This window comes from Ensifer sp. NPDC090286, assembly GCF_044769565.1.
GTDB lineage: Bacteria > Pseudomonadota > Alphaproteobacteria > Rhizobiales > Rhizobiaceae > Ensifer.
In genome coordinates this window covers 1116217-1135828 of the sequence record NZ_JBIVYF010000001.1, presented here as the reverse complement: position 1 = coordinate 1135828, position 19612 = coordinate 1116217, and the positions used below count along the sequence as shown (strand labels likewise).

General features: G+C 64.5%; 26 protein-coding genes. 10 read left to right on the top strand and 16 right to left on the bottom strand.

Going from position 1 to position 19612, the window contains the following annotated elements; all coding sequences use genetic code 11:
• The first annotated feature begins 90 nt into the window (after window positions 1–90).
• The gene (locus tag ACIQUG_RS05615; protein ID WP_043626273.1) at window positions 91–243 is read left to right on the top strand and encodes a hypothetical protein; all 153 of its coding nucleotides are present in this window, start codon (window positions 91–93) and stop codon (window positions 241–243) included.
• Between the two features lie 35 nt (window positions 244–278).
• Here the strand turns inward: ACIQUG_RS05615 and ACIQUG_RS05610 are convergent, their stop codons facing one another.
• From ACIQUG_RS05610 to ACIQUG_RS05600, 3 genes are all read right to left on the bottom strand, one after another.
• Window positions 279–683: a hypothetical protein gene (locus tag ACIQUG_RS05610; RefSeq protein ID WP_402318341.1), complete on the bottom strand. Its 405-nt coding sequence runs from the start codon at window positions 681–683 to the stop codon at window positions 279–281.
• A gap of 99 nt (window positions 684–782) precedes the next feature.
• The gene (locus ACIQUG_RS05605; protein WP_043626251.1) at window positions 783–974 is read right to left on the bottom strand and encodes a hypothetical protein; all 192 of its coding nucleotides are present in this window, start codon (window positions 972–974) and stop codon (window positions 783–785) included.
• Window positions 971–1402 carry a hypothetical protein gene (locus tag ACIQUG_RS05600; RefSeq protein ID WP_402318338.1) on the bottom strand — a complete coding sequence of 144 codons (432 nt, stop codon included), beginning with the start codon at window positions 1400–1402 and terminating at the stop codon, window positions 971–973. The genes ACIQUG_RS05605 and ACIQUG_RS05600 overlap by 4 nt, the downstream gene beginning before the upstream one ends.
• 241 nt (window positions 1403–1643) lie before the next feature.
• Between ACIQUG_RS05600 and ACIQUG_RS05595 the strand changes: the two genes are divergently transcribed.
• On the top strand, window positions 1644–1892 hold the full coding sequence (locus ACIQUG_RS05595; protein WP_402318335.1) for a hypothetical protein: 249 nt from the start codon (window positions 1644–1646) through the stop codon (window positions 1890–1892).
• Between the two features lie 700 nt (window positions 1893–2592).
• Here ACIQUG_RS05595 and ACIQUG_RS05590 read toward each other — a convergent pair.
• Entirely contained in the window at window positions 2593–3243 is a 651-nt protein-coding gene (locus tag ACIQUG_RS05590; protein WP_205238517.1) for a S24 family peptidase, read from the bottom strand.
• A gap of 804 nt (window positions 3244–4047) precedes the next feature.
• On the opposite strand from ACIQUG_RS05590, the gene ACIQUG_RS05585 reads away from it, so the two are divergent.
• From ACIQUG_RS05585 to ACIQUG_RS05570, 4 genes are all read left to right on the top strand, one after another.
• Window positions 4048–4782, top strand: a complete 735-nt coding sequence (locus ACIQUG_RS05585) for a hypothetical protein (RefSeq protein ID WP_402318332.1) — start codon at window positions 4048–4050, stop codon at window positions 4780–4782.
• Window positions 4703–5392: a hypothetical protein gene (locus ACIQUG_RS05580; protein WP_402318329.1), complete on the top strand. Its 690-nt coding sequence runs from the start codon at window positions 4703–4705 to the stop codon at window positions 5390–5392. Before ACIQUG_RS05585 ends, ACIQUG_RS05580 begins: the two co-directional genes overlap by 80 nt.
• Window positions 5382–5966, top strand: a complete 585-nt coding sequence (locus ACIQUG_RS05575) for a helix-turn-helix domain-containing protein (RefSeq protein WP_402318326.1) — start codon at window positions 5382–5384, stop codon at window positions 5964–5966. The genes ACIQUG_RS05580 and ACIQUG_RS05575 overlap by 11 nt, the downstream gene beginning before the upstream one ends.
• Window positions 5967–6051: 85 nt before the next feature.
• Window positions 6052–6657 (top strand): hypothetical protein, encoded by a 606-nt coding sequence (locus tag ACIQUG_RS05570; RefSeq protein ID WP_402318323.1) that lies wholly within the window; start codon window positions 6052–6054, stop codon window positions 6655–6657.
• Between the two features lie 241 nt (window positions 6658–6898).
• Here ACIQUG_RS05570 and ACIQUG_RS05565 read toward each other — a convergent pair whose 3' ends face one another.
• Both ACIQUG_RS05565 and ACIQUG_RS05560 read right to left on the bottom strand, forming a co-directional pair.
• The gene (locus ACIQUG_RS05565) at window positions 6899–7693 is read right to left on the bottom strand and encodes a hypothetical protein (RefSeq protein ID WP_402318321.1); all 795 of its coding nucleotides are present in this window, start codon (window positions 7691–7693) and stop codon (window positions 6899–6901) included.
• A 20-nt stretch (window positions 7694–7713) separates the two neighbouring features.
• Window positions 7714–7965: a hypothetical protein gene (locus ACIQUG_RS05560; protein WP_402318318.1), complete on the bottom strand. Its 252-nt coding sequence runs from the start codon at window positions 7963–7965 to the stop codon at window positions 7714–7716.
• A 219-nt stretch (window positions 7966–8184) separates the two neighbouring features.
• Between ACIQUG_RS05560 and ACIQUG_RS05555 the strand changes: the two genes are divergently transcribed.
• Window positions 8185–8862, top strand: coding sequence for a winged helix-turn-helix domain-containing protein (locus ACIQUG_RS05555; RefSeq protein WP_043619189.1), 678 nt, complete (start codon window positions 8185–8187; stop codon window positions 8860–8862).
• Window positions 8849–10219 (top strand): ATP-binding protein, encoded by a 1371-nt coding sequence (locus ACIQUG_RS05550; protein ID WP_402318314.1) that lies wholly within the window; start codon window positions 8849–8851, stop codon window positions 10217–10219. Before ACIQUG_RS05555 ends, ACIQUG_RS05550 begins: the two co-directional genes overlap by 14 nt.
• A gap of 116 nt (window positions 10220–10335) precedes the next feature.
• Here the strand turns inward: ACIQUG_RS05550 and ACIQUG_RS05545 are convergent, their stop codons facing one another.
• From ACIQUG_RS05545 to ACIQUG_RS05525, 5 genes are all read right to left on the bottom strand, one after another.
• Window positions 10336–10806 carry a nucleoside deaminase gene (locus tag ACIQUG_RS05545; protein WP_402318311.1) on the bottom strand — a complete coding sequence of 157 codons (471 nt, stop codon included), beginning with the start codon at window positions 10804–10806 and terminating at the stop codon, window positions 10336–10338.
• A 208-nt stretch (window positions 10807–11014) separates the two neighbouring features.
• The gene (locus tag ACIQUG_RS05540; protein ID WP_402318308.1) at window positions 11015–11398 is read right to left on the bottom strand and encodes a DUF4440 domain-containing protein; all 384 of its coding nucleotides are present in this window, start codon (window positions 11396–11398) and stop codon (window positions 11015–11017) included.
• Window positions 11399–11590: 192 nt separating this feature from the next.
• Entirely contained in the window at window positions 11591–12541 is a 951-nt protein-coding gene (locus tag ACIQUG_RS05535) for a hypothetical protein (RefSeq protein WP_402318305.1), read from the bottom strand.
• Between the two features lie 214 nt (window positions 12542–12755).
• Window positions 12756–13649, bottom strand: coding sequence for an alpha/beta fold hydrolase (locus ACIQUG_RS05530; protein WP_402318302.1), 894 nt, complete (start codon window positions 13647–13649; stop codon window positions 12756–12758).
• Between the two features lie 82 nt (window positions 13650–13731).
• Window positions 13732–14313, bottom strand: a complete 582-nt coding sequence (locus tag ACIQUG_RS05525; protein WP_402318300.1) for a dienelactone hydrolase family protein — start codon at window positions 14311–14313, stop codon at window positions 13732–13734.
• Between the two features lie 186 nt (window positions 14314–14499).
• Between ACIQUG_RS05525 and ACIQUG_RS05520 the strand changes: the two genes are divergently transcribed.
• Window positions 14500–15582: a D-alanine--D-alanine ligase family protein gene (locus ACIQUG_RS05520; RefSeq protein ID WP_402318297.1), complete on the top strand. Its 1083-nt coding sequence runs from the start codon at window positions 14500–14502 to the stop codon at window positions 15580–15582.
• Between the two features lie 188 nt (window positions 15583–15770).
• Entirely contained in the window at window positions 15771–16280 is a 510-nt protein-coding gene (locus tag ACIQUG_RS05515) for a BA14K family protein (RefSeq protein WP_043619224.1), read from the top strand.
• A 111-nt stretch (window positions 16281–16391) separates the two neighbouring features.
• On the opposite strand, the gene ACIQUG_RS05510 is transcribed toward ACIQUG_RS05515, so the two are convergent.
• The 5 genes from ACIQUG_RS05510 to ACIQUG_RS05490 all read right to left on the bottom strand — a co-directional run bounded on the left by ACIQUG_RS05510 (window position 16392) and on the right by ACIQUG_RS05490 (window position 19600).
• The gene (locus ACIQUG_RS05510; protein ID WP_402318293.1) at window positions 16392–16694 is read right to left on the bottom strand and encodes a hypothetical protein; all 303 of its coding nucleotides are present in this window, start codon (window positions 16692–16694) and stop codon (window positions 16392–16394) included.
• Between the two features lie 459 nt (window positions 16695–17153).
• Window positions 17154–17285 carry a hypothetical protein gene (locus ACIQUG_RS05505; protein WP_255380915.1) on the bottom strand — a complete coding sequence of 44 codons (132 nt, stop codon included), beginning with the start codon at window positions 17283–17285 and terminating at the stop codon, window positions 17154–17156.
• A 233-nt stretch (window positions 17286–17518) separates the two neighbouring features.
• Complete coding sequence (locus ACIQUG_RS05500) at window positions 17519–17689, bottom strand: hypothetical protein (RefSeq protein ID WP_402318290.1); 171 nt, start codon at window positions 17687–17689, stop codon at window positions 17519–17521.
• 521 nt (window positions 17690–18210) lie between these two features.
• Window positions 18211–18579, bottom strand: coding sequence for a tetratricopeptide repeat protein (locus tag ACIQUG_RS05495; protein WP_052201855.1), 369 nt, complete (start codon window positions 18577–18579; stop codon window positions 18211–18213).
• 301 nt (window positions 18580–18880) lie between these two features.
• On the bottom strand, window positions 18881–19600 hold the full coding sequence (locus ACIQUG_RS05490; protein WP_402318286.1) for a tetratricopeptide repeat protein: 720 nt from the start codon (window positions 19598–19600) through the stop codon (window positions 18881–18883).
• Between the last annotated feature and the right edge of the window lie 12 nt (window positions 19601–19612).

Below are 19612 nucleotides of genomic sequence, written 5' to 3'. Positions count from 1 at the left end.
CGGTCGCTCTACCGTACGGTTTTCAAGGCGATCGATTGACTTTGTCGGCCAGCGCTTCATTTCCGATTGGAGGAAATGACGGAGACGATCATGTCAAAAGCAATGCTGACGCTCCTGTGCCTGGCGGTGCTTACGCTCTCGGCTTGCGCCAACACGGCGCGCGGCTTTCGGCAGGACGGTGTCGAAACCGGCCACGCGCTGGATGATGCGACCCACCGCGTGCTGAAATCGACATCGAAGTGACGCGAGGCGAGGCGCGCCGCATGGCGGCGGCCTGCCTACCGCAATGGAGCGGTGCTGGCGCGCGTGGCACTTTCAGCGCTGCTGAAGATCACCACGGCGAACAGCAGCACGCCAAGGAAGGCGACGATCGATGCGACGGCGACGATGGGCTCGATCTCCGGCCTGCCTGTCGTCATCAGGTAGAGCGATGGCACGAGCACCGCGACGCCTGACGTGTAGACATAATACTGGACGAGGGCCAGACGCCGCTCGGCCTTGGCCGGGTTGAGCGCGTAGTAGATGCCGAAGATCGCCATCGTCACCCAGCCGAGCAGGTTCGTATGGGCGTGGGCCGGTGTTGCCGCATGGTCCTGGCTGATCGCCATATGCAGGCCCATGCAGAGGCCGATGATCAGGAAGATGATTGCGGTCTTGAAATAGAGTTGCGCAAGCCGTGGCATGGATTCTCCTCCGCGATGCCTTCCTTATTTATTAGCATGTTCGCAAATGAATGGAGATTGCCAATATTGGGCGCGTGAGGGCGTTGCGGCGGGCGGAGGTCACGTGGGCCGGGCGGTGGCTGCGGCGAGTGCGGCGCGCTTGCGCGTCGCCATGCCGTCGAAGGTGGCAAGCCCCTGGCGCTGCAGGTAGGCCAAAATCGCCGCCTCGATACCTCGGTCGTTGCCGCCTTCGGTTTCCCAGAAGGCTTCGATGGCCGCAAAGAGGGCGGATCTGTCGAGCGTGACGGTCATCGCAGGCTGGTTCCGAACTGCTGGCGGTGGTTGAGGGTGCCGTGGGCGGTTTGGTTGAACGGTGCGCGCCGTACACCGAAATCGGCGCACCAGCGTTCCCAGGCCTGCGACGTTCGCACGAAGGCGGGCAGTCTGTGTTCCTGTTCGGGGCTCTGGTCAAAGCCGTTCAGCCAGGCATCGGCGACAGTCTCGGTGACGTCTTCGCCATGAAGTGCGTCGAGATCGAAGCGGATCAGCCGCTCCACATGCTCGCCGTCATGCACATGGAGCCAATCGGCCGCCGTTTTGTAGGTGGTGCCCGTCGTGTCGGTCTCGTCGAAGAAGGTGCCGGCACCGAGCGTCATCATGGCGAGAATGAGCTCTCGGCGCTGGAGAAAGGGCGCAGCGCTCATCGCCGTTGCGGCGCCCACGGAGATCGCATCCGACATCGTTCACCTCGTCTGTTCGAGGTGCACGCTGGAACACCCTTCGCGGGTTTCCTGTCGGCCCCTCCGGCTGTGTTTTCGTGCTGAATATAGGAAAAATCCTATCGATAAGTCAATAGGAAAAACACTGTCGGCAGGAAGTGCCTCACGCAAGTTGTCGATGACGGGCCGTTTGTTCTTGTTTTGTTCGTTGGATTGCGCCACTGTGGGCTCGCCATTCCAGGTGGCGGAAAAGGAGCATGGGATGATCACCTACTTCGTCGTTCAGAGCTTCACGCTGGGGAGCCGCGGCGCATTCCTCGCCGACGACCCGGTGCAGGCGACCGGGCCCGAGCATGCGCAACGGCTGGCCGAAAGGCTGTCGGCGACCAAGGTTGGGGTGATCGCCTTTAGCCGCTCGGGCGACCTGGCGACGGGGGAATTCGAAGAGGCCAAGGTGCTCTTTACGATCGGCGACCTGCCCACGGAGATTGCGGAGGCGATGGCGGCGTGACGGCTGTCGCCGGGCAGGGGTGGCCCGTAACGGTCACATCCGTGAGCGGTCGAAGAAAGGCGCTCACCGCTTGGGAGCCACTCAATGTTCATTGGTTACGAGCTGGGCGCGGCGTGGTAATGTCGTCACGCTATGTTGGGAGGCGTGAAATGATGTCCGTCGGCAAGCGGCGAGCCGTCTACCGGTCAATATTGGTCTTCGCCCATTCCGGTTGACGAGGCAGAGTTGAGCCCCACTCTCCTGCGACAGATCAATTTTTGCGACGACAGGCGCGGATTTCGGGCCTATGTCGTGCAGGTGTTTGCCGATCCTGCCGGGCCTCCAGAGGCCATGTTCGAGCTTGCGTACAATCGCAGGAGCAAGCGCGCCTGCGCCATTTTCGAGGCGGTTCGGGCGGCTGACCTTGGTGGTTCCGGTGATAGGGTCGTCGCTGCGGCCGATCCGATCTGGGTGGTCGCAAACAGCCCGCGGGCAGCGGTTGATGCTGCTTTTCAGGCCTTGGTCGATCGGTCTTCCGACTAAGGCAACTCGCTTATTTGTGCTGTTTGCGGCGGCGATGGGCGAGAAATCAAAGACTTAAAGCGCGACGAGCGGGCTGGAAGATTGCGGCGTGCCTAAGCGGGCGGCTGCCCGGCGATCCCGACTGGATTGCCGCTCAATCTCTTTAAGATCCTGTGATTGTTTGTGGTGCTCGCCCCGCTTACCGCGCGCTGTATTTGCCGACGACCCGGTGGCAGAAGGACCATTCGACCCGGCTCTCTGTGAATTCGAGAAACGGGTTGTATTGCCGGAGCGTCCATTCGCGGTCGTTGAACGAGACGAGGCGCTTGATGATCGCCTCGGCATCGTTGGCAGGCGGCACATGGTAGAGCACCACGTCCTTGTCGCGGGCCGGCGGCAGGTGCGGGTGGACGAGCGCCATGTCGCCCGGCTCATAGGCCGGGATCATCGAGCTGCCGGTGAGGTAGATGCCATAGGCGCCCTTGACGCCCTCGAGCACGGACGGGCGCTTCACGTATTCGACCGCATCGAAGGTGACGATCACATGTCCGTCGCCGCCTTGCGCGGCCGCAAAGATCGGCAGATCGCGATGGCCGACGAGTTGTTCGCCCGGCACGATTTGCGGCGCAAAGCCCGGCGCGCGCCTGGGCGCGGCCTCGCCGGCGGTCGCAGCGCCCTGGATCAGCTCGACGATCGCGCGGGCGTCGCGCTCGCGCAGTTCCCGCGGCGTCTCCCGCTCCACGAACTGCTGGATATAGGCATGGTTCTTCCCGATCGCGATCGACAGATCCTTGTAGGTCGTCTTCTTCGCGTCGACTGCTTCCCGGATGAGGTGGCGCAATTCGTCCATGACACTGGCATCCCAGATTCCGTTTCTGTCGTCAAATAGGAATTTTCCTCTTGATGGCAATAAGAAATCCTACTATGAATAGGATGTCAACGGAAATGAGCAGCAGAAACCGCTGCAATATCCGTCATGGCGCCACCGGCGCCACCGGCGCCACCGGGGCCGGCGAACGGCAGGGGCGGATCCTCGATCCGTTTCCGGCCGATGCCGACCAGGGCGCATGCAGTATCGATCGCCGCACTCTGTGCGGTGGTCCAGGCGAGAGGTCGTCGTTTCCTCCCCGGCGACCTCTCGCTTTTCCAATCGATGCCGGCGCGCCGGCGCAGGGTTTGCCACGCGGGCCGATGATGGTCCGCGGTCGGCGACGTGCGCCCCGTCGGCATCCGGCACCCGGCGCGCGGATCGTGCGCGCCGGGTGCTCCAAGGTCGCGGGCTCCGGCCGTTGACGCGCCACGCCTTGGGCGGCGGCGTCTCGGCACCGGGAGGTGCCGGAACTGCCTGACGGTGGGCAGCCGGTGGGTGACGGGAAGAACAATCGGAAGCGGGCGCGCGGCAGGCGCGACGAATGGCCGTGCCAATGGGTACGGCCAAATGGGGAAGGCATGGGAAACGACATGGCTGACGGTGATGTGACAGGGAGGGCGCCGGGAGGGCGCGGGGTTTTGCCGATGCGCGGAGCTCGAGCGCGGCTGGCGAGCGGGGAGGCCGGTTCCAAGGCCGGGCTTCGTCGCCGTAGCGAGGTGTCGAGCCCTGTTTCCGGTCAGGCGCGGCGCCTTCATTCCTGCCTGCCGGCGAGGGGTTGAGCAGATGCGCATTACCGCAATCGTCGAAGCCCTGGTTCAATCGGGCGCGTCGCCCGAGATGATCCTTTCTGCCGTGCGCGCTGCCGAGGCGGGGGACGTCTCCGAGATCGAGCGGCGCCGGGCAGGGGACCGCGAAAGGCAGCAGCGCCGCCGGGCGCGCGTGACGTCACGCGACGTCACGGTGACGGCGAACGGTGCCCTCTCTGATAAAGAAAGCTCCCCCGTACCCCCTAAAGAAACTAACTCTCCCGACCCGAATCCGGGTGGGGATGCCGACCGGCCGGTCCGGGCCGCAGCCGTGCCCGACGCGGCAGGCCCGCGGCGCAAGGGGAACGGCCGGGCGATGCGGCTGCCTGAAGATTTCGAGCCCGACTGGGGCTTTGCCGCCGGCCTCGGCTTCGGCCGGGCCGAGGCGGGCGTCGAGTTCGACAAGTTCCGCGACTACTGGCGCGCCAAATCCGGACGCGATGCGACCAAGCTCGACTGGGCCGCCACCTGGCGAAACTGGATGCGCAACGCCGGCGGCCGCGGCTTGCGCGGCGGCGGACAGACCCGTCGCGGCCATCACCCGCAGGCGCCGCCGCAGGAAACCGCCTTTGCCCGCCACCAGCGGGAATGCAGGCAGACAATCGAAAACCAACTGAACGGAAACGAGACCAATGACCTATTCAGAACTGATGATTTCGCCGGCGGAGGCCCGGCTTTCGACCTTGGGCCGGGAGATTACCGCGCTCACTGAGAGGCTGGCCTGCGTCAGCGAGGCGGCGGTGCTGCGCAGCCTCGATGCGATGCAGACGGCCGGCATGACGATGCCCCCGACGATCGAGCCGAGGAAGATCGTTGCGGTCTACCACTATGCGCTTTCGGGCGTGCCGGCCTCGGGGCTTTCGGCGGCGACGCAGAAGCTGATCCGCGGCGATTATGCCGCCAATCCGAACGTGCTTCTGGGCACGATCCCCAAGCCGCCGGTGCTGGCAGCGCTCGCCAAGGCGGAAGCGCTGGGCCTCCGGGCAGATCTTGCCCGCAAACGCGAGATGGTTGCGGCGCTGACGCCACGCCCGGCAGACGGTCACCGATCGCCGGCAAGTCGCATCCGGGTGCGGGCGCTGGTCGAAGGCTTCCGTCAGGCGCATGCGGCAGCCAAGGCCGGGCGGGACGGCGTTTCCACTGACGGGCGGGCGCAAGGTGCAAACATACCGGCCGAAAGGGGCGCGGTTGATGGGCGCACGGATCATGCAACTGCGCAAACCCCGGCCGCGGCAAACGCCTCTCGCGGTTTGGCCGCGGCGGGCGTCGAGCGCGCAAATCTCAATCCAGCCATTTCGAGGGAGGCTTTCCATGCGGTCTGAAGGCATTGAATTTACGACAGGACAGGTAGCGGAAGGGGTGGCGGACACGATGCCCTTCGGGGCGGACGACGCGGGGAGCGTAGCGGCAAAGCCGGCGACGCTCGACGATCTCGTCGGCATCGTCGCCGTTCAGGTGCGGGCGCAGGCAGGCCGGATCCAGGAGTTGGAACTGGCGCTTGCCGATGCCGAAGCGCGCATCCTCTCGCAGGCGCGGATGATCTGCGGCGCGACGGCGGCGGCAAACAGCGACCTGTTCAACCGCCGGCCGGTGCGGGCGATCATCGAGGAGGTGCTGGTCGCCTATCCGGGGATCAGCTTCGAGGAGATCATCGGCGTCGGCCGCGAGCGGCGGCTGGTCGAGCCGCGGCACCGCTGCATGACCGCCGTTTACGATGAGCGGGCGGATCTTTCGCTGCCGGCGCTCGGGCGGATTTTTCGGCGCGACCACACCTCTGTGCTGCATGCCGTCAACAAGCGCGAGCCCGGCAAGGAGCGGCGGCGTGTACGGGCGCAGCGGCCGGGCCATTTGCCCGCGAATGCCGGTGCCGACGGGATCGGCGCGCCGGCACTTTGATTTCCAGACGAGTTTCATCCCGCCCGCGGTCGCAGACAGGTGCAGCGGGCGAGAGCACATGCAGATTGCAAAAGGAGAAGAGACGATGACATCCAAGGCAGAGCGCATTCGCATCAAGCGCGCCAGCCGGGCGGGCCGGCCGCGCAAGGCCAATGTGGCGCGCTATCCGGGCGGTCAGATCAAGCATGGCGAAAGCGAGCGCGAGGTTTGCTCCGTGGCGCTGGAGGCGCGCCGGCGCATGCATTTTTCCGGCAGGCGTGACGCCGATGTTGCCAGCCCCTTTGCCGGCTACACGCTCGGCCGCATGTTCCTCGACGGCAAGCTGACGGCGCACGAGCGCGAGGCAGGAGACGAATACAGCCGCCAGATGGCGCGCTATTACAGCCTCACGGGCATTCCTTTCCCGAGCGTGCGGGCGCAGTCGCTGTTCGACGTCAAGGGCTTTGCCGGCGAGACCAACGCCGAGCGCGCCCGCGGCGCACGCCAGGCGGCGAACCGGATGATGGAGCTCGAAGGCGTGCTGTTGAAGCTGAAAGACGGGCCGCAGGTGAAGACCACGGTCTTCAACGTCTGCATCATGGACTACGAGATGCTGCGCACCATGCCGGAACCCCAGCTCGCCTGGCTGAAGCGCGGGCTGACGGAGCTGCACTGGCAGCTGGGGCTCTCGCGGGAGAAGGAAGGGGCGTGAAGGGGAGCGGCGCGGATTGGCCACTACCAGCGGCGCCGTTTCATGCGCGGCTCGCGCCTAGCAGCCTGATCGCCGCGCGGCGGTGGGTTCGAATCCTCGCGCGTCGGCGCGGGCTGTGCACCGCGACGAGCGTCGCATGTTCGGATGAACATGCGACGCTCGAGCCGGCCTGAGGGGCGGGCGGACAGCGACCGGAGCCGTGTGGATGGGGGCGGCGTCGGTCTCTCAGGCACGGTAACGATTATCGCGGGAAGGCTCTTCCTTCCGGCGTGGCGGCCACCTCCGGTTCGTAGGAAAACATCATGTAAGTGACCGTGACCAGGATGACCGCCAGAAACAGGACGCTGGTGACAACAGTGCCAAGGCCGAGGCCGCCATATTCGATCGGCTGCGCCAGGAGGTCGCCGACCGAAGCGCCGGCAGGCCGGGTGAAGATGTAGGCGAGCCAGAAGGCGGCGACGGCGTTGAGCTTGAAGGCATAGTAGCCGAAGGCGATGACGGCGATGACCGCGGCAAAGAGCAGGGCAGTGGTGAAGTAGCCAAACTCGAAGCGCTCGGCGACGAGGTCGCCCGCCGCCGTTCCCAGCGCGAAGGTGAACAGGATCGCTAGCCAGTAGAAGGCTTCCCGCCGGGTCGTGTAGATCGAGTGGATCGACAGCGTTCGCTCGCTCGCATACCAGAGCGCGAACGTGGTCACGAGCGCCATGCTGAAGACGATGGTGGAGGTTTCGAGCGGTACGCCCAGATTGTCGGTGAGATTGTCGGTGATCAGCGTTCCGACGACGCTGATCAGCACCACCGCCAGCCAGTAGGCCCAGGGAACGTAGCGCTTCTGGGCGAATTGCAGGCCGAGCGTCAGGATGAGGACTACGCTCATGATCAGCGACGTGGCCGTGAGCCCGAGGCCCAGATTGACCGCGAGATAGTCGGCCGCGGTTTCGCCCATGGTGACGGCCATGAGCTTGATCAGCCAGAAATCGGCCGTGACGCGGGGAACGCGGTTGATGTTGGACATGTCAAGGGACTGGGGACGCATGGCGATCGCTCCGGTTTCGCTTACTTGCCCATCGCGGTCATGGCCTGCTTGAAGAGCCCGTTGGCCCTGTCGTCATCATCGGCATTGCAGCGATCGATGCCCTTGTTGATGAGTTCATCGACCTTGACGGCATCCGTGGTGCTGAGCGTCGCAGCCGATCGGGCGCTGCGGACATCCTTCAGCGTGTCTTCGCAGGGGACCTTGGCAAGGCTTGCCGAATGCATGGCGAGGGCGAACAGGCTGGCGAGCGCGAAGCGGACGTAAGAGTTCATGGAAGGCTCCATCGGCTGTTGACGTTGCAGGGTGCGGCGCTGAAACTGGCTGCCGGATGTTGCCTCCGCTTTGCCGGAACCATACCAATTCGTAAGGTGACAATGGCGCGCATCTGTGCGCCGAATGGTTGGTGCCGATCCGTTGCTGCGGCAACCGCAACGGGACGGATCCGAGGCGATACGGCCTCTGCAAGCGCATGGACATTCCGGGGCGACTTGATGCGAATCCTGCTGATCGAAGACGACCGAAAGACCGCCGAGTTCGTGCAGCGCGGCATGGCGGAAGCGGGCCATGTCTGCGACCTTGTGGACGACGGCCGCGACGGGCTCTACCAGGCGACGCGCGAAACCTATGACGTGCTGGTGATCGACCGGATGCTGCCGGGGCTCGACGGCCTGTCGGTGGTAAAAGCGATCCGCGCCGCGCGGATCAAGGTGCCGGCCCTGTTTCTGACCTCGATCGGCGGCGTCGACGACCGCGTGGAGGGGCTCGAAGCCGGCGCCGACGACTATCTCGTCAAGCCCTTCGCCTTTTCCGAGCTGATGGCGCGGGTCAACGCGCTGGCGCGCCGGCCGCCGATGTCGGAGCGGCCGACGATGCTGACGGTGGCGGATCTTGAAATGGATCTCGTGCGGCGCTCGGTGACACGGGCGGGCGAGCGCATCGACCTGCAGCCAAGGGAATTCACCCTGCTGGAGGTGCTGATGCGCGGCGAGGGCCGGGTGCTGACCCGGACCATGCTTCTGGAAAAGGTCTGGGACTTTCATTTCGACCCGAAGACGAGTGTCGTCGAGACCCATGTCAGCCGCCTGCGCGCCAAGGTCGACAAGCCCTTCGACGTGCCGCTGATCCATACCGTGCGCAATATCGGATACAGCCTGCATGCCGCGCGCTAGGCTGTGGCGCTCGACCCCGTTTCGCCTGGCGGTGACCTTCGGGCTCGTCTTTTTCCTCACCTTCGTTGCGGCCGGCTTCGTCACCTACCAGTTCATGCGGCGGGAACTGCAGCGCTCGCTCGACAGTTCGGTCGCGGATCTGCACGCGGTGATCGCATCCTCAGACGATCTGGAGGATCTGATCGCCATGGTCGATGCCTATTCGCGGGTGAACCGGGCGCGCGAATGGGTGTTTTGCGTCTTCGGCGCCGATGGCCGGCAGATTGCCGGCGACGTCTCGACACCACCCTTGCCGGACGGCTTTTCGACGGTGGGGTCCGTGGCGCTGGGCCTGCGTGACGGCGCCGACTATCGCGCATTCTCGGGCGTGATCGGCAGCAACCGGCTGATCGTCGGGCGGAGTTACGCGGCGACGAACCGGCTCGAACATATCGCCTTTCTGAGTTTCGTCTGGGCCACGCTTGTCGCCATGGCCGGCGCGATCATCGGCGGCATACTTCTGGCGCGAAAGGTGCAGCGCAGGCTGGACGGCATCGCCGGGGCGATGACAGCGGTTTCGCACGGCATGTTCGATGCGCGCGTGCCTTTGCGCGGCAATGGCGACGACATCGATGTCGTCTCCGGCCAGGTCAACGAGGCGCTCGACCGGCTGTCGGCACTGATGGAAACAATGCGGCAGGTGAGCTCCGACATCGCCCATGAACTGAAGACGCCGCTCAACCGTCTGAGGATGCAGGTTGAGGCGGCAATCAGCGGCGACGAGCGCGGCGAGAACGTGACGGACGCTCTTTTCGACGCGCGCGCCGAGGCCGGCCAGATCAACGCCACTTTCGAGGCGCTGCTCAGGATCTCGCAGATCGAGGCGGGTGCGCGCAGAACCCGTTTTCAAAGCATCGACTTGACCGACCTCGTGGCCTCGGTTGCGGAAATCTATGCCGGTGTTGCCGAGGATAGCGGCCACATTCTTTCCACCTCGATCGAGGCGGGGGCGCTGACGATCAGCGGCGACCGGGAACTGCTGACGCAGATGTTCGTCAACCTCGTGGAAAACGCCATAAGGCATTGCCCGCCCGGTGCTGCGATCTCGATCGCGCTGGCGCGGAAGGGTGACAGCGCGGTGGTGGCGGTGAACGACGACGGCCCGGGCATTCCCGCCGGCGAGCGCGAGAAAGTGTTTCGGCGGCTCTACCGGCTCGACAAGAGCCGGACGACCGACGGAAGCGGCCTTGGCCTCAGCCTCGTTCGCGCCATCGCCGATCTCCATGCGGGCGCCGTCAGCATCCGCGACAACCGGCCGGGGGTCTCCGCCGAGGTGATCCTGCCGCTGGAGCAGCCGGCGCTCAAAGGCAAGCACTGACAAAGCCGGTGGAGAGGGCCTCAGCCGGCGGGCGTGCCCGGCGCATCATCCGTTCGGGCCGTGCGGTAAAGGGCGCAGCGCGCAATCGTTGCGGCCGGCCTATGGACCTTTGCCCTTCAGCGTCGCCAGAAGCTGCGGTGAGGGCTCAGCAGTTCGTCCTCGATTTCGGGGAAAGGGCCAACGACCTCGATCGGCTTCTGGCCGGAGGCAAGCACGGTGCGCGAGGACAAGTTCATGGTCGGGTTGTCGGGGTGGTCGCCGGTCTCTGCCAGCAGCTTTTCCTCCTCGAAGCCGTAGACCAGGCGGCCGATATTGGCCCAGTAGAGCGTGCCCGTGCACATGGCGCAGGGCTCACCGGTCGAAACCAGCGTGCAGCTCCAGAGAAACTTCGCCGGATAGGCCGTCGCCGCGCGCCGGGCAAGCTCGGTCTCGGCGTGGCGCACGGTGTCGATATTGCCCTGGCGCATCAGGATGCTGTCGTCGGGGCCGACGAGCACCGCGCCGAAAGGGTGGTGGCCGTGCACCGCTGCCTCGCGCGCGACCTCGTCGGCAGCGCGAAGGTGGGCGAGCATCTGATTGCGGGTCATGTTTGGGCACTCCCTAAATGCCGTCGACGACAGCGGTTGGAACTGGCTCCATTCGGGCGATCATAGCTTGAAAATCCGGGGATCGATATCGGGGCGGGCCGGGCAATCTAGGCAGACAGCGGCCTTGTCTTCTTTGACAAGACGCCGCGACGGGCCGGTTCAGAGGAGCCGTCGATTTCGTGGAGTTTGCTGACCGAAAGTGGCTGCTCTACGCCGGCGGTGTCACCGTGCCCTGGTGGAACAGCATCTGCCATTTCGTGCCATCCCATTTCCAGATCGAGCTTCGAAGCGCGTTCCGCTGCGATCCGTCGGCTTCGATGCGGTGCGTTCGATAGGTGAGCAGCACGGCATCGGGCGAAATGGCCGTCAGCCGGTAGTTGTCCGCGCGCAGTTCGCCGTCGTCCTCGTCGTTTTCCTGAAGCAGCAGGTCGATGATCTCGGCACGATGGTAGACGGTGCCGGAGGCGCCGAATTCGACGAAGCCTTCGGCAAGCAGCTCCTCGAGGGCTGCGCGCGAGCGGCGCACCTCGGTACGGTGGAGCGCCTCTTCGAGCGCGCGGATGTCGTCAAGCTGGGGCAAGGGGGGCGTCATCGCTTGGTTCCTGATCTTCGCCGCCTATGGGCTTTCTTCTTGCGAGGCCATTAGGGCCGCAAGGATGGATATTGCGCAAGGTCACTTGCGAGGGGCTTGCCCCTCATCCGGTTGCGGCGAGCTTTTCCCGGTCAGACGGGGAGCAGGGGGAGGCCGTGCCCGCTCGTTCCTCGCAACGGATCCGCGCTTGCTTCAGGAAGTGCTTGCCACCTTCCGTTCGCGGAGGATGCGGGCGTCGAGTTCTTTCAGGCGGTGCTTGATGGCGGGGTCGGCGGGCAGCAGGGAAAGGGCGGTTTCGAGCATTGCGCGGGCCGAAAGAATATCGCCGTCGCCGATGTGGCGGTTGGCGCGGTGATAGAGGAAGTTGACCCGCTCAATCGGGGCGAAGCGGTCGCCGAAGCGGGCGTTGAGCGCGTCCGACCAGGCGGGATGCCGGGCCATGGCGGCGACGGCGATCTGGTAGGGGCGCATGGGCGCGTCGACGCGGGCGGTACGGGCAAGCGCCCGCAGGGCCGGGTGATCTTCGGTACGGCAGGCGGCGATCAGGGAAAGCGCGCGTTCGGTTCCGGTAAAGACACGGACGGTGCCGTGGCCGGTCATGTGCACGGGCACGAGATGCGTTTCGGGCTGAAGGAAGGCGATGCGCTCGGCGTGGCGGCGGTCGATCGCGTGGAAGGGATCGTAGAAGATGTAGGCGCGGCCGGCGGCCTGGTCGGGCGAAATGCCCATGTTGCCGTGCAGATCGGGCGAAAAATGCCTGACGAAGCGGTTGTCGTAGGGAACGGACTTCGGGTCGATCGAGACCTGCGGGCAAAACGCGATGGCCGTGGTGGCATTGAAGCGTCGGCGATAGCGAAGAGCTGCATAACCGCCCTGCGAATGGCCGTAGAGAATGCGCTCGGGCGCTGCCTTGAGGATCGGCGCTGCGGCCTCGACCGCCTTGACGACGCTTGCCGCCGGGAACCAGTTGGGCCGCCGGCTGATGAAGCCGAGCGCCGAGATGTCCGCCTTCTCGCAAAAGCGCTGGCCCCAGTAACGGCTGCCGTTTGCCTGGATTTCCATCTCGTTGAAGGTGACGAGGAGGTAAGGCGATGCGCCCGGCCGATGGATGACCTCGAGGTTTTCGTCCGAATAGATAAGCACGGCTGCTCCGGAATTATTTCAAGTTTTGCATTAGAATAATTTCATCTTTCGCAAGTGTGTGTGGCTAAACTTGCGATTTATACTATCGACAGTTTGTATCCTGAATTCCAGTCAAAAGCCGTTTGACTTTCTCAGCGGCAAATCCGTTCAGCTCCGGCTGGCGTGTTGGTCGCGCTGAACTTGCCGCTGTTTGCGGCAGCGACCTCAGGCGTGCTCACGAGGAAGGGGGCTGGTCCGTGAGGCTGGCCTTTTCGCAGGGGCGGGCGACAAAATCGGCCATCAGCGATGCCGCCTCGGCGGCGTGCGTCTCCAGCAGGAAATGGCCGGCGTCGAAGATATGGGCCTCCATGCGCGGCAGCGCCTCAATCCAGGAGAGGACTTCGGCGATACCGAAAAAGGCGTCGTGCCGGCCCCAGAGCATGAGCGCCGGTGGCTGCCAGCGGGCAAGATAATAGGCGATGGCATCGAAGCGGGCGACGTGGTTGCCATAGTCCCTAACGAGCGCGCGCTGGGTCTCCAGGCGTCCGGGCAGGGACATGACCCGCCAGTCTTCCTCCCAGCTTTCAGCCGGAATTTTGGCCGCCACATCCGCCGGGACGCCCGCGATATACTGGTCGCGCGTGCCCTCGAAGGTCAGGTGGGCGGTGGCATCCGCCTCGTTTTGCGGGGTCGGCTCCGCCCAGAAGGCCCGCGTCGCCGCCCATTGCGGGCCGAACCCGGTCTCGTGGGCGTTGGCATTCTGAATGATCAGGCCCAGGACCTGTTGCGGCGCCTGCATGGCGAGGTGGAGGCCGACCGGCGCGCCGAAATCATGGAGGTAGATGTAGCGCGGCCCGACGGCGAGGTGATCCAGCAAGGCGCGGATGGCTTCGCCAAAGGCGGCAAAGGAAACCTTTGCCAGGACGTCTGACTGGCCGAAGCCCGGCAGATCAGGGGCGATCACATAGGCCGATTTCGAAAGAACGGGCACGACGTCGCGGAAGGTGCGGGCCGAACTCGGGAAACCATGCAGAAGCAAGACCGCCGGGTTCGAGGGGTCGCCTGCCGTGATGAAAGACAACTCACCGCCATCGGCGAGGCGGAGGCGCTGCCGGTTCTGCGTGGGCATGATCTCTCCTTTGCCAAACGTCGCTCTTGCTAACGGTGGGGGTTGCGGCAAGGTTCCGTCCGGTGTCATCGGCCTGCGGCGCTCAGACCCTCTCAAGAAACGCCAGCACGCGCTTGGTCAGGAGCGCGGTGGCCGCAGCGTCATAGGAGGGCAGTGAACTGTCGGCAAAGTAGTGCTGGTCGCCGGGGTAGAGGAAAAGTTCGGCATCGCTGACCTTCTCGACGATCTCGCGGGCGGCGTCGATGTCGCCTTCGCCGACGAAGATCGGGTCGTTGTCCATGCCATGGATCTGCATCGGTACGCCTTCCGGCCAGGGACCGAAGGCCCATTGGCCGCTGATCGGGATGCAGGAGTAAAACAGCAGGGCGCCGCGGGCGCCGGGGCGGGTCTGGGCGAGTTTCTGCGCCGGCAGGACGCCGAAGGAGAAGCCGGCATAGACGAGGTTTTCCGGGAGGGCATCAGCAAGGCGTACGCCGCGCTCGCGCATCTCTTCAAAGCCGACCGCCTCGATATGGGCAACTCCCTCCTCGATGCTCGCAAATGTGCGCCCCTCGAAGAGATCGGGCAGGTGGACGACGTGGCCGGCCGCGCGTAGGTTGTCGGCAAAGGCATGCATGCCGGGTGTCAGCCCCTGGGCGTGGTGGAATACGAGGACCTCGGCCATCGGCAGTTTCTCCTTCAAATCCGTGTTCGCGCATCACTTGTACTTCGTCCGGATAAATTCAAGCGGCAAGGTTGCCGGAGAGGAAAATTTTCCTTCCGTAACGATGGCGCGTGTCCCGACCTCTTCTTGCCATGTTCGCTCGCTTGGTTGCGCAGGATGCACCACGATTCTGGAGGGAAAAGGATCATGACAGGTAAGTTGCGCATTGCCGTGCTGTTCGGTGGCCGGTCGGCGGAGCATGAGGTTTCGCTGATGTCGGCGCGCAACGCAGTCGCGGCGCTCGATCGCACGCGCTACGAGATCGTGCCGATCGGGATCGCCAGGGACGGCCGCTGGATGCTGGTCGATCTCGAAGACGGGGCGTTGCCGAAGGCAATCCCGGCATCGGGAACGCAGGTGGCGCTGATCCCCGGCGGGCGGGGGCAGGCGGTGACCATTGGTGCCGACGGCAGCCAAGGGCTGCTGCCGGCGATCGACCTGATCTTTCCGGTTCTGCATGGCCCCTTCGGTGAAGACGGGACCGTGCAGGGCTATGCGGAAACGGCCGACGTCGCCTATGTCGGCTGCGGCGTCGCGGCTTCGGCGGTCGCCATGGACAAGGCGCTCGCCAAGCGCCTGCTGGTCGCTGAAGGCATTGCCGTTGCGCGGGCGATCGGCCTGCATGCGGGCGAGGCCTATTCGAGCGAGACCATCCTCGAAAGCCTGGGACTTCCGGTTTTCGTCAAGCCGGCACGGCAGGGATCTTCCGTCGGCGTTAGCCGCGTCGACAGCCTGGACGCGCTGCAGGCGGCGCTCGACGAGGCGTTCCGGCACGACGACAAGGTGCTGATCGAGGAGTTCGTCCAGGCACGCGAGATCGAATGCTCCGTGCTGGAGGATGCCGCAGGGCGGCTCACCGTGTCGCGGCCAGGCGAAATCATTCCGGCCGCCAGCCACGGCTTCTACAGCTACGACGCCAAATATGTCGATGCCGGCGGCGCGGTCGTCGAGGCGCCCGCCAAACTCTCCGACGACGTGATCGCCGAGGCCAAGGACATGGCGGCGCGGGCTTTCCGCGCGCTTGCCTGCGCCGGCATGGCGCGGGTGGACTTCTTCCTGCGCGCCGACGGCAGCCTCATGATCAACGAGATCAACACCATTCCCGGCTTCACCAATATCAGCATGTACGCCAAGGCGCTGGCGGCGGACGGCATCGCCTACGGCCAGGTGGTGGAGACGCTGATTGCCCATGCGCTGAAGCTGCGCGGCAAGGCGGGCGCGCAGGCGTGAGGGGATGACAGCGGCGACCCCCGGGGATGGCGGCCCCCGGGACAGCTTTTCGGCCCCGGAGGGCGTGGCTGCGGTAATGTAGAAATACAACCTAGAAGTTGCGCCGCATATTAGGATTGTCGCATTCATTGTAGGTTCACGTCGCCCCGGCCAAAACTCGCACCTGTTACAAACGGACAGGTGATGAAATGAAGAAGATTGGCATCGTCGTGCTTGCGGCGATAACGGCTCTTTCAGGCATCACGCCGGCAAACGCCCTGCCGGCTGTTGCGATCGAGCGGGTGCAGAAGAGCGACGTCGAGCTGGTGCGCGACCGCGGCTGGCATGGCGACCGGGACTACCGGCGCTATCCGCGCGGCTGGCGCGACGACTATCGCCCAAGATACCGGCCCGGCTACCGGGAAGGCTGGCATGGCGGCGACCGCTATGGCTACTACCGGGGTTACCGCGGCTATCGCTCCGAACGTTACGGCTATCGCCGCCACAATGACGGCTGGTGGTATCCGCTTGCCGCCTTTGGCGCGGGGGTCGTGATCGGTGGCGCAATTGCCGCTCCGCCGGCCCGCCGCTACGAGACCGGCGTCAACCCGCGCCATGCCGACTGGTGCTATTCGCGCTATCGCTCCTACCGCGCCTGGGACAATTCGTTCCAGCCCTATGGCGGCCCGCGCCAGCAGTGCTACTCGCCCTATTTCTAAGGCGAGCGCGATTTAACGGAGGCCCGCCGGTTGCTGACCGGCGGGCCTCTTCTTGTTTTCAGGCGTTCAAATCGGCTGAGGAACGCGGCCATCGATGGGGGGAGGCAGCCGCTATCGACTGCTGCGCGGCATCTCCTCGTCGAAGCGGGTCTTCTCGCGCCCCGGATCATCCTCAAGGATCTTCTCTTCGCGGTCGTCAGGCAGGGCATCGTCCGGATCGACATTGGCTTCGTCGCGGCTCGGAACGGGCGGCACGCGACCCTGGTCGGTTGGCGTCGGGTCGTCACCCGCGGGAATCTGGTCGACGGGGAGCGGCGGGATCTTGCCTATGGGCATGATCGTCGGTTCGGCCGGTTGCGCGACGTCTTCCGGTGTCTGCCTGAGATCACGCGTTTTGGGGGTCGCCTTGCTCATCTTCGCATCTCCTCGGTTGTTCCTGTCGAAGGAGTATGGCGAGGGGACGGGAAAGGTTCCGGTGGGGCGGGCACGAGCGAGCAAGGGGAGGAAGTCAACCTCCATTGCACACGGTCGAGCCGCAAAGGAGTTCGTGATGCGTCATGAGCCGCGCTACTGCTTTCTGGATACCTCGGCTCTGGACGATAGCGGCCTCACGAGATGCTCCCTGATCTGTCTCGCCCACGTCTGGTTTGCGGGGGAGAGTTTGCCGCAGCATGGAGCGGTGACGCGGGCGACCAGACCGGCGATCAACAGGCGGGCGAGGGTTTTTATGGAGGGACCTTGCAAGAACGCGCGGGCGATGCGCGTGAATGATTCTCGCAAGCATTGCAAAATCGGCATCGCTAGCGAGCGTCGAGCAGCTAAGCGCCTCAGGCGTCGCTTCGGGGCGACGTCGTGTTGTGGAAGCGTCGCGCCTTAGAACTTCAGTCGCGCGTCGTCATGTTCGGGAGGGCGGTGCGCGTCCTTGCGACGAAAACCGTAGGCGAGCGCGAGCCCCAGGATTGCGGAGCCGACGACGATGGCGGCGAGTGCGAAGAAATTCTCCATGGCATTTTCCTCCCAAGGGGAAGCTTAACACAGAATGCGCGCAAACAAATGGCGCGGCAGCGAGAATGCGCGTCATGGTTACTCAACGCATGTCGGCCCAACTTGTTCAATCCGATCGGCGCTGTTGCGCGGTGCGTTCGGCCGAGGCTTTGCACGGGAGCGACACTGCGCGGGCAGGCGACTTGGACCAAGGTCGAGCCGGGCCAGCTTTGCGTCTGCTGGGCATCGGCGCCTCAATAGCCGCCAGCGCCGCCGCCGCCCTGGCTCATGCCTTGGGCGCCCTGCATGCCCTGGTAGCTGGGGCTCGGAGCAGGCGTGCTGTTGCGGCTCGCCTGGTCGGTGGTGCAGCCGGCAGCCGCAAGAAGCGCCACGCAAAGGGCAGCGATCAGGTATTGTCGTGACATGGGAACCTCCCGTGGTCGCGAGACCGGCGTTCGCGCCGCCTCATCGAAACGGATCGGCATGCAGCCGCGAGGTCCGAGATCCTTTGGCGATGGACCGGCGGCGCAAGCGGCTTTGCATGGTGGCCGTGATTATATCACCAATCGAGCACAAGCGCCTTTAGAGGCAGCGGGCAGACGCTCCCGCCCAGCTGAAAAAATCGAACAAAACGGAAACAAATTTTGGCAAAGGGTCTTGCCAAACGACGGGAAGCGGGCTAAGGATATTACAGGCTGGCCGTTTCGTCATTGAAGCGGCCTTTTTGATTCCGGCGAGTCGGGCGCGGTCTTGTGCCTGTGCGCTGATGCCGATGTTCAAAAATTCAAATCCGCGCCGGCTGCGACATCTGACCGTTGAGATGCGGGCCGTGGCCGCTGCTACGGCGCCGGGACGCGCAATTTTTAGGGTTCGCACTTAGGTTTGTCGTCGTTGGCGCCCGCATGCTGGTGTCGCAAAACCGCTGCACACTTTTACGCGAAGAACCTTAGGCTTCCTGCTTGGCGATCTTGCCGGAGACGGCGGCGCCGGACTCATGTCGGGGGCGGGGCTGGCCGATGCTGCGAAGCCAGCGCGAGGCTTCCTTGGGATCGCGCTCGACGCCGAGGCCTCTCTGATAGATGGTCACGAGGCGGGCCTGGGCAGCCGGATGACCCTGGCGGGCGGCCTGGCGGTTCCAATGAAGCGAAGCGGCATAGTGTTCCGCGCCGCCATCATTAAAATAGATTTCGGCGAGTTTCGCCTGGGCGTCGACATTTCCTGACGTCGCCAGTTCAAGCAACCTGGGCGAGATATTCGTTGCGGACGGCCGCGGGGTGAAAATGGTCTTCAACTTGCTGAACGTGTTGCGGATCATCTGGCACCTGTTGCATTCATTGCATGGTTCCCGCGGCTGGACTGCTAGGCCGAAAAACTACTCAAAATCTTGAACTAATTTGGCTTTTCCCTGGCCACTGCCGGCGAGGCAGGGGCGCTTGCGATGCATTGCGCCAGAAGCACCCGATATGGAGCAACCCGGTGAGCGGTATTGATGACCGAATGCAACCTGAAGTCAAGGTTGCAAGCGTGACATCAGGCGTGACACACGCATTTTTCTGTGACCGGCTGTCACGCCTGCTGCGTGCGGGGCGGGGGCGCTGCGATCGAAGTGTCGCCCGTCAATCCCGCTTCATCTGACGCTCGAGCCGCTCTATGAGCGCCATTTTTTGTTCGTCGCTCAACTTGCTCAGGACCCACCGGTAATAGGGATCGACGAGTTCCAATTGTTCCGGATCGCCTCGGGCATTGAGATAGGAGAGCGACGCCCAATAGGCCGCTTCCGGCAGATCAGCCTTCACGACGGTACCGCCGACATAGGCTGCGGCGACCATCAATTGTGCGCCGCGGTGATTTTGTCGGGCAGCGCTATACCACCAGCGAAACGCATTCTCGGGGTCGCGCTCCACGCCGAGCCCCTCGTGATAGATCGTGGCCAGCCGGCCCTGAGCGCCGATGTGCCCCGCCTGGGCCGCGAGCCCGTTCCATTGGAAACTGGCGGCATAATGTTCCTCGCGGTCGCCAAAATAATGTTCGCCGAGCGCGGCCTGGGCATCGACATCACCCGCTTGGGCAAGCTCGAACAGCCGCGGCGACACGATGGTGTTACCCGCAGACATCGGCGTTCCCGACTTGGCCGCCAAGACCTTCGCAGGTGTCTGCTCGCCGACTTCGGCCAGGGGCGGAGCCGACCTTTCGAACATGCCATGCAGTTTCGTCCACAAACGCCGGATCACCTGTGATCGCCTCCCAATACCACTGCCGGAACGGTGGGCGGTATTGATGGCAGAATGCAACTTTTGGTCAAGCGGTGGCCGACCCAACTTGCGCAGGAGGAGCATTTTCCTCGTGCC